Raw genomic sequence first — 8,997 nt, 5'->3', positions numbered from 1 at the left:
GTCAGCCGCGAGCGCGTCCCTGAGCGATGGCGTCGACGCTTTCTGGGCGGCAAGGGCCTCGGAGCGCGCTATCTCTACGAGGAACTCGACGCGGGCACCGACCCGCTCGGGCCCGAGAACCCGCTGGCGTTCTGTATCGGTCCGCTGTCGGGGTACCTGCCGGGCGAGACCCGCTATGCCGCGGTGACGAAATCGCCGCTGACGGGCGGCTTTCTGGACTCCTACGCTGGCGGCGTCTTCGCCGACCGCCTCGCCGGGTCGCTGGACGACTGTCTCGCCTTGCTCGTGACGGGCGAGGCCGACGAGCCGGTGCGCATCGTCATCGAGGACGGCGACGGCCGCATCGAACCTGCCGAGACGTGGGGTGAGGATACGGTCGCGACCGCCGAGGCATACCCCGATTCGGGCGTCGCCTGCATCGGCCCCGCCGGCGAGCGCGGTGTCGCCTACGCGACCATCGCCTCCGACGCCGGCGACCACCACGCCGGCCGCGGCGGGGCAGGCGCTGTCATGGGCTCGAAAGGGCTCAAGGCCGTCGTCGCCCGGAACGACGCCCCCGAGACGCCGCCCGAACTCGCCGACCTCCGGGCACGCTACGAGCGCGCATACGCCGAGGGCGATACGGGTCGGTGGCAGGCCGCCGGCGAGACGCTCGAAAGCATCGATTTCGCCAACGAGGTCGGCGCCCTTGCCACCGAAGGCTGGCAGCGCGACCAGTTCGAGGCCGCCGACGACATCGGCATCGAAGCCGCAACCGAGGCCGCCGTCGGCCGGGAGCACCCGGACCAGGAAGTACCGGGTGGCTTCGAGATCGAGACCGACGAAGGCACGTCGGTCCCCCGCGGCGCAACGCCGATGACCCTCGGGGCGGGCCTCGGCGTCGAGGAGTTCGACGCCGTCGCGGAGTTGGGCGAGGTGTGTGACCGCCTCGGTATCGACGTGATCTCGGCGGGCAACGCCGTCGCATGGGCGATTCGGGCCGCCGAGGCCGGCCGCGTCGACTGCGAGTTGGCCTTCGGCGACGCCGACGGCGCCCGCCGTCTCATCGAGGCCATCGCGACCGGCGGCGACGGCCCCTGCGAGGCGGGCGTCGCCGAGACGCTCGCCGACGGCGTCGACGCCGCCGCGGACGAGTACGATACCGACGGCGTCATCCCGACGGTCAAGTCGATGGAACTGCCCGCCTACGACCCCCGGGCGGCCGTCGGGATGGCGCTGGCCTACGCGACGAGCGACCGGGGGGGCTGCCACCGGCGGGCCCGTCCCATCGAGTGGGAGGCCTTCGCCGAGGACACCGACGCCAGCAAACGGGTCGCCGCGGTCATCGTCGCCCAGAACACCCGCTCGGCGCTGTGGAGTTTCGTCGCCGACGACTTCGCCGGCGAGCCGCTGTGGGACGATTTCGGCGCCGAGTGGTTCGACGCGCTCGGATACGACTACGAGGCCGCCGACCTCCGACGCGTCGGCGAGCGCGTCTGGAACCTCGTGCGCCTGTTCAACGCCCGCGAAGGCTTCGACCGGGCGGGCGACGAACTGCCCGCGGCCTTCACCGAACCGATTCCCGACGGCCCCGCCGAAGGCGACCGCATCGACCCCGAAGGGTTCGAACTCCTGTTGGACGCCTACTACGCGGCCCGCGGCTGGAACCGCGAGGGGCTGCCGACCCGCGAGACGCTCGAACGACTCGACCTCGCAGTCGACCACGAAACGCCGGCCGACAACGCCCCTGAAACCACCCCGCGAACCGAAACCGACGACGATGACTGACAAGATCGACCTCGACGAGATCGAAACCGACGACGCCGACGAACCGGAGGCCAACCGCGGCGACTGGCTGTGGCGCGAGGAGGGCGACCCCGACGACGAGCCTGAGGCGCCGACGCCGACAGCGAGCGCCGGAAGTGGCGGAACCGACACGGACGCAACCGATATGGCCGCCGACGAGGGCGGCCCCGTTCCGCGCGTCCCCCGGGAGAACGAGGACAAGCCCGCGGGCGTGCCGACCGAAAGCGGTGGCTCGGGCGCTGGCGCGACCGTCAGCAACGCTCCCGACGACGCCGAGCCAATGGCCGAAGGCCCCCACGGCGGCGGCGTCGACGACATGACGATGGCGCTGACCTACAACGCCGTCACCGAACTGGCCGACCCGCAACTGGTCGTCGTTTCGGCCCGCGAGTGGGCCGACTGGGTCGGTATCGTCGGCGACGTGAGCGCGCCGGTCATCACCAAGTTCCAGCGCGAGCACGGCATCGACGCCGACTTCTTCAACGGGACGGGCACCGGGCCCGCCGAACGGCTCGCTGGCATCGGCAAGACGTCGATGTTCTACGCCGAGCGACTGGCCGTCGTCGGCACGCCCGACGACGAGTGGATCGCCGAGGAAGCCGGCTGGGAGTTCGTCCCGCTGGAAACGGCCGCCGAGAAAGCCGACTGGGACATCGAAGAGGAATAGACAGACCTTCTAATCGTCGGCCGGGGCAGCGACCCCGTCGTGGGTCGCCGCCGGCTTGTCGGCGCCGATGCGGTTGTCGAGGGCGTAGGCGCCTGCGCCCGTGATGAGGAGCGCCGAGGCGAGGCTGAAGAGTCCGATATGGGCGAGGACGGGGTCGTCCGGGATACCGAACAGCGTGAGGACGAAGACGCTCAGCGCAGTTATCGCGGAGATACGGGTGAAGAAGCCGAACATGATGGCGAGACCGAGGCCGAGTTCGGCGAAGCCGGCACCGAGTACCCACAGTTCGGCGGGGACGGGCAGCAGTGCGGTGAGGCTGTACTGCTCGACGACGCCGAAGGCCATCTCGGGGGCCAGCAGTTTCTCGAAGAGGCCGAGGAAGACGAACGAAAGTCCCATCCCGACCCGGATGACCGTCGGGACGAACCGCTCGTAGGGGTCGACGACGCGGTTGAGCCACGACGCGGCACGGTGGACCGGGTCGACCTGCCCGTAGACGGTCCCCTCGGCGGCGGCGACCTTCTGCAGGACCTCGTCGGCGCTGGGCCGGCCGCTGCCGATCAGGGCGATGGCGACGAGGCCGGGGACCCACTCGAAGGAGTACAGCAACAGCGGCTGGGAGAGAAGCGCCAGCAGGTACACCAGCAACCCGATTATCGCGGCCGCTCGCGTGGCGATGCCGAAGAGCAGAGCGAACCCGAGGCCGATCTGGAACAGGCGGGTGAGGCCGGGGGCGGCGGCCGGTTCGACGATGGGGTTGAAGAAGTAGCCCGCGAAGCCGGCGCCGACGAGCGGCAGTCCGAACCCGAGGCGCAACAGCCACGGCAACAGGTCACGGTAGCCGGTCATCACGTCGCGGAACACCGCGATGTCCCGCTGGAACGGCCGGACGCGGAGATAGACGCCGAGGGCGCCGAGCGTGGCGAGGCCGCCGCCGCCGAGGACAACGGCGTTGACCGGGTCGGTCAACGCGTCGGCGAGGAACGCCAACCCCTCGCCCGCCTGCTCGGTGTTCGTGACGAACCTGACGTGGGCGGCCGCGACCCCCGAACAGGCCACCAAGACGACGCCGATAGTAACCAGCGCGCGCGAGACCGATCTCACGTCATGGGTTACCATAGTTCATACACTGGGAGCGAGGTTTAAAAGAACCAGTGTCAGTAATCGTGCGGTCGCCGCGAGATCACTTTATAAAAGAGCGATAGAATCCCGGTTCGAGTAGGAGAGATGGAACACAGGGTACGGGATGGCCCGACGTCACGCTGGGCGACCGCCCGACGAAACCGGCGTGGGCGGTGTGTGAGACGGTCAGAACATGGTCGTCCACACGAGCGCCACCAGGAACAACGCGACCGCGGCGATGGTCCCCCAGTCGCTCCATCGCGTCTCCTTGCCAGTACCGTCGTCCGACTGTGTCAACACGTAGCCGAACCCGACGATGGCCACCAGCACGACGATGACGGCGTATACGACGTTCAGTACACCAGCCATATGTTAACACATACCCCGGCCGTATAAAAACGTTACCGGCGCAACCGTCTTTAGTTCCCACTCCGATACATCGACGCATGCGAATCGAGTTACGGGTGTGTAAACACTGCTACGAGGGAGAACACGGGAACCAGCGCAAAACTGCGGTGACGAGGGATATGGTCAACTGCGCCGAGCGGGTCCGCGAGTACAAGGACCTGATCGGCCTCGAGGCCGTCTACATCACCAGAGTCGAGGAGGGCGACCCCGGTGGGGCGGAGGCACTGCCGGCCATCGTCGCCAGCATCGAGAACGACCAGGTGACCCTCTCTGATACCCAACTGGTGATGGAAGACGAAGACGGGAACATGCTGGTGTACCCGGAGCCGAAGGACATCCTCGAGGTGCTGACGCGCAACATCGACCAGATTCAGGAACAGACGCGACAGGACGCCACCGTGGAGCTATCCCAGGAAGGTGCAGAGCTGCTGACAGCGTAACGACCGCAAAAAAGCGCCGAAACGAGAGGGTTAGTCGTCCATCTGGGTTTCGCCGCCGTCCGCGACCGTCTCGCGTTCCTGCTGGCGCTGCATCTCCTTCTCCCAGCGGACCCGCATCACGTTGCCGTACATCGAGAGCACGAGGCCGACGAACAGCACGAACATCCCGATGTTGATGCCGATCGTGAGCAGGAGGTTGGTCAGGTCGCCGCTGACGACGAGTTCCCGTGGAACCGGATACCCCTCCCGGACGATACTGCCCATCAACACCGAGACGATGCCGATGACGACGAGCGAGCCGAAGATCGTCGAGACGGAGTGCCAACTCGGCGAGAGTTCGAGTTGTTCGATACCCGTCCCGTCGTGGTCCTCGTCGTCGTGGCTCTCGGGGATCATGCTACGGGGGATGAACGCCTTCGTCTCGACGGGGTAGAAGGCGGGATGCATCCCGTGTTCGAAGATGTGGAACATCACCCCCATCAGCATGATGATGCCCAGCAGTCCGTGGAAGACGACGAACGCCATGGCGGCGGTTCGTGTCGCGAAGTACGACATGAGGCCGGTCTTCGACCAGATGAGCAGTCCCGAGATGGTGAGCAGGGTCAACTCGATGGCGAAGATGAAGACGACGCCCTTGCCGACGTAGGACAGCAGGGGCACCTCGTCGGACTCGTAGCCGGCGAACTGTCGGGCGTGCGGGTGCCGTTCGTCGGCGCGTCCGAGCATGAACTGGACGTCCTGCAGGAACGCGTCGATGTCGGCCTTCGCCGGGAGTACCTCGCTGAAGTTGCTCCGGCCGGTCGGGCTGATGATCATCAGCACCATCCAGAAGACGATGAGCGCGACGAGGCCGATGCCGGCGACGCGATGCAGCGCGGCGACGCCCGTCGCACCGCCCATCAGCTCCATCATCCACCACAGTTCGGAGTTGAACATGATGGCGTAGCCGGTGAAGAACAGCAGGAACACGTCGAGGGCCAGCAGCGAGTGGAACAGCGTCGTCACCCGCGTGAACTTGCCGTGGTCGAGGTTCGTCATTCCGAATCACCTCCGTCGCCGGAGCCGTCGGCCATCACCGTGTCGGCCGACTTGCCCTCACCGGGATGCCGCATCCGAGCGGCGATACGGCGGAAACTCGCCCAGTGGAGGAACACCAGGAACAGGATGAACACGCCCAGGAGAACGTCGGCGGCGTGGATTATCGCGATGAGGAAGTCCAGCGCCGGGATGGTGTTACCGGCGACCCAGTCGGTGCCGACGCCGCCGCCCTCCACGGTCGGACCGACGCGGAAGAGCGTCTCGTAGAACGGCCCGAAGCCGCTGGCCCACCACACCGACAGGACGGCGACGGCGATGCCGACGAGCGCCGAGATGAAGACGGCGATCGGGGAGTAGCCCTCGACCTCGGGCGTCTCGTAGCTCATCGGAACTCACCGGCGTCGTCGCCGAAGACGATGTCCATCGCGACGTCGTTGAAGAACGGACCCTCGTCGCGCTTGTCGAGTTCGTCGGCAATCTGTGAGGGCTGGCCGACGAGGATGGCGTCGGTCGAACACTCCTCGGCGCAGGCCGGGCCCTTGCCGATGTCCTGCCGTTCTTCACACATCGTACACTTGTCCATCTTGCCGCCGGTACCGAACACCTGTGCGGCGCCGTCGTCTTCCTCGGGGAACTGCGGCGCCCCGAACGGACACGCCGACAGGCAGTACTGACAGCCGACACAGAGGTCCTCTCGGACGTCGACGAACTCCTCGTCGGTCTTGATGAGGGAGTCGGTCGGACACACCGAAACACAGGGTGCGTTGTCGCAGTGGTAACACTGCATCGGGATGGACGTCTCGCCGGGCGATTCACCCTGTGCGAGCGCGGCCGCCCCGGACATCCCGGACCCCTCTTGACCCTCCAGCATCGTCGAGATGCTGATGCGTTGTTCGTCGTGGGGAACGTCCCACGTTCGCTTGCAGGCGACGACACAGCCACCACAGTCGATGCACGCACCGACGTCCGGGAAGATCCGTGTTCCCTCCCCGACGCTCATCACGCCATCGCCCATTATTTCTTTGTTCGATTGAGACATGCTTGTATCACCTCATTGAACCGTTTCGCTGTCACGGATGTCGAAGTTCTTCTGCTGGCCAATGCCGTCGCGGTCCTGCGGGAACTCGAGGTCCGTGTCCATCCCGAGTTCCTCGAGCAGGCTCTGGGTGGCCGGTCGGACGGCCACCATCGACACCTTCGTCTCCTGCATCTGCGTCTCGACGTCGTAACCCCGTGACGTGATCGCGTTCGCGGAGTCGCCGATGGCGTACGGGACGGTGCCTTCGGGGTATTTGTCCTCCTGGCTCTTGCCTTTGAACACCCCGCCCCAGTGGAACGGGAGGAACACCTCGCCGTCGTTGGGGCGTTCGGTCACCCGTGCCTTCACGAGTACCGACCCCCGGTCGGTCGAGGAGACGACGACGAGATCGCCGCCGTCGACGCCGAGTTCCTCGGCCTTGGCGGGCGTTATCTCCGCGTACATGTGGGGTTGCAGGTCGGCGGTGTGGATGTTGGACCGCGTCTCCGAGCCGCCACCCTGGTGTTCGACCTGCCGGCCGGTCGTCATGATGGTATCGAGCTCGGGGCCGTCACCATCACCGTGGATGATATCCATGGCCTGCTGCTGTTCGGTCGCGTTGTTCTGGTCGAGCCGGTAGAAGTTCCGCTGCTGGCCGTTCGCCGGCCACTCCTCGACGAGGTCCGGCCGCGGACTCTCGATGGGTTCGCGGTGGACCGGCACCGTGTCCAGGAAGCTCCAGACGACCGCCCGTGCCCGACCTCGGCCGGTCGGGGCGTCGGGCTGTTTGTAGTCGTACTGCTCGTAGAAGTCGGGGTCGACGCCTTCCCCGATCATGGTTTCGAGGTAGTCGTCGAACTCCGGACTTCCGGTGTCGGGGTCGTTGAGTTCCTGTGCGGCGGTGTAGACCGACTCCTGGTTGTCGAGCGCGTACTGCTGCGGAATCGTCAGCTCGTCGGACTGTGTCCGCTGTGTCGGGTCGATGAGGCTCTTCGGTGGCGTGACCTTCCAGCCGGGATACTCCGGCACGCCGTGGATCTGGCCGTCCTCGGCCAGGTCCCTGCTGCCGGCCCAGTCGGGGACGTAGGGGTCCCGAACGAGGCTCAGCGCGTCCTCCTGGCTGTCGTATCTGTCGCCGACGGCGTCGACGGTCTCCTGAAGCGGGTAGTCGGCGTCGGTTGGCATCGCATCCCACGCCTCGGGCGTCGGAGCCTGGACGCCCCACCGGGTCCGGAAGTCCTGACCCCCGTCGTTGGGGTTCATATCGTCGTTCCAGATGATGGGCGTCCCCGGATGCCCCTCGCCCCAGCAGGGCCACGGAAGCATCCAGTATTCGCCCTCTACGGGCGTCCCCTCGGCGCCTTTGAGGTCCTCGCTGGAGAACGCGTAGTCGTACTCCAGATGCTGTTGGAGCCGTTCGGGCGTCTGCCGGTAGCCGATGGTGTTCGTCCCGAGGTTGAACTCCCGGATGACGTTCTCGTAGGACGATTTGCCGTTGTGCATCTCGGGGCCGCTGCCCCAGTCGAAGTGTTCGCCGAAGCCGAGTTCGTCGGCCAACTCCTGCATGATGCGCAGGTCCGGCCGGGAGTTGTGTGCGGGCTTGGCGACCGGTTCCGACCACTGCACCGAGCGGTTCGTGTTCGTCAGCGAGCGGTAGTGCTCGTACTGACTCGACGCCGGCAAGAGCAGGACCGGCGGGCCGTCCTCGTAGTCCGGTAGGACGCTCGCGACCGAGGGGAACACGTCGACGACGACCAGCAAGTCGAGGTTCTCCATGCCCTCCTTCATCTGCTCCATCTCGCTGATGGAGTTCGCGGAGTGGCCCCAGAAGACCGCGATCTTCACCTGGTCGGGTTGGTAGATCGGCGTCTCCTGATAGCGGTCCTCCTGGTCGAGGGCGCCTTCGAACCAGCGGGCCACCGTGAGCCCGTTCTGGAACATCATCGAGTTGTCGGCCGGGAACGAGGTGTCGATGTCCTCGTTGCCCTCGGCGACGGGGCTCTGCCGGATGTACTTGTCCTCCGGCATCAACTCGAATTTGTCGTACATCTCCTCGAACGAGGTCGAACCGCTGGTGTAGGGGTTCTTGTCCCAGATCTCGGCCCACCACGACCAGCCACCTGGCGTGAGGCCGTAGTAGCCCGGCAGGATGTGACTCGCCACCGCGAGGTCGGTCGCACCCTGGACGTTGGCGTGGCCCCGCATGACCTGCAGGCCGCCGCCGCTCCGGGCTGAACTGCCGGAAGCGAGGCTCAACGCGGCATACGAACGGATGTTCTGGGTTCCGTTGTTGTGCTGAGTACCGCCCATCGCCCACTCAATCTGGACGTGGGGGCGGTTCTCATCGACCATCTCCGCGATGCGCTCGATGTCCTCCTCGGAGACCCACGTGATGTCCGAGACCGTCTCCTTGTCGTACTGGTCGAGTTCCACGTCGAGGTCTTCCCAGCCCTGAACGCGGTCCGTGAGCATGTTCTGCCCCGAGTCGTCGGCGTCGGGGTCCATCGCCAGCCCGTACT

9 protein-coding genes are annotated in these 8,997 nt (G+C 66.4%); 3 read left to right on the top strand and 6 right to left on the bottom strand.

Translation table 11 applies throughout. The features are described from left to right. Both V5A53_RS10560 and V5A53_RS10555 read left to right on the top strand, forming a co-directional pair. Positions 1 to 1,767: aldehyde ferredoxin oxidoreductase family protein (locus tag V5A53_RS10560; protein WP_332313572.1), on the top strand; the 1,767-nt coding region annotated here is incomplete at its 5' end. Continuing rightward, a complete protein-coding gene (locus V5A53_RS10555; protein ID WP_332313571.1) occupies positions 1,760 to 2,452 on the top strand; it encodes a DUF7124 domain-containing protein in 693 nt (230 codons plus the stop codon). The genes V5A53_RS10560 and V5A53_RS10555, both read left to right, overlap by 8 nt. A gap of 9 nt (positions 2,453 to 2,461) precedes the next feature. On the opposite strand, the gene V5A53_RS10550 is transcribed toward V5A53_RS10555, so the two are convergent. Both V5A53_RS10550 and V5A53_RS10545 read right to left on the bottom strand, forming a co-directional pair. Further along, positions 2,462 to 3,571 (bottom strand): DoxX family protein, encoded by a 1,110-nt coding sequence (locus V5A53_RS10550; protein ID WP_332313570.1) that lies wholly within the window; start codon positions 3,569 to 3,571, stop codon positions 2,462 to 2,464. Positions 3,572 to 3,760: 189 nt separating this feature from the next. Beyond that, a complete protein-coding gene (locus V5A53_RS10545) occupies positions 3,761 to 3,943 on the bottom strand; it encodes a hypothetical protein (RefSeq protein ID WP_332313569.1) in 183 nt (60 codons plus the stop codon). A gap of 77 nt (positions 3,944 to 4,020) precedes the next feature. Here V5A53_RS10545 and V5A53_RS10540 point away from each other — a divergent pair, with 77 nt between their 5' ends. Then, positions 4,021 to 4,422 carry a hypothetical protein gene (locus V5A53_RS10540; protein ID WP_332313568.1) on the top strand — a complete coding sequence of 134 codons (402 nt, stop codon included), beginning with the start codon at positions 4,021 to 4,023 and terminating at the stop codon, positions 4,420 to 4,422. A gap of 30 nt (positions 4,423 to 4,452) precedes the next feature. On the opposite strand, the gene V5A53_RS10535 is transcribed toward V5A53_RS10540, so the two are convergent. The 4 genes from V5A53_RS10535 to V5A53_RS10520 all read right to left on the bottom strand — a co-directional run. Beyond that, positions 4,453 to 5,460: a cytochrome b/b6 domain-containing protein gene (locus V5A53_RS10535; protein ID WP_332313567.1), complete on the bottom strand. Its 1,008-nt coding sequence runs from the start codon at positions 5,458 to 5,460 to the stop codon at positions 4,453 to 4,455. Beyond that, entirely contained in the window at positions 5,457 to 5,846 is a 390-nt protein-coding gene (locus tag V5A53_RS10530; RefSeq protein WP_332313566.1) for a hypothetical protein, read from the bottom strand. The genes V5A53_RS10535 and V5A53_RS10530 overlap by 4 nt, the downstream gene beginning before the upstream one ends. Further along, positions 5,843 to 6,475 (bottom strand): 4Fe-4S dicluster domain-containing protein, encoded by a 633-nt coding sequence (locus V5A53_RS10525; protein ID WP_332313565.1) that lies wholly within the window; start codon positions 6,473 to 6,475, stop codon positions 5,843 to 5,845. The genes V5A53_RS10530 and V5A53_RS10525 overlap by 4 nt, the downstream gene beginning before the upstream one ends. A 36-nt stretch (positions 6,476 to 6,511) precedes the next feature. After that, positions 6,512 to 8,997, bottom strand: a 2,486-nt coding sequence (locus V5A53_RS10520; protein ID WP_332313564.1) for a formate dehydrogenase subunit alpha, incomplete at its 5' end; no start/stop codon positions are given.

It is taken from the genome of Natronomonas sp. (assembly GCF_036625485.1).
Lineage (GTDB): Archaea > Halobacteriota > Halobacteria > Halobacteriales > Haloarculaceae > Natronomonas.
The sequence above is the reverse complement of the archived record's forward strand: the minus strand, read 5'-3'. Positions and strand labels throughout refer to the sequence as shown.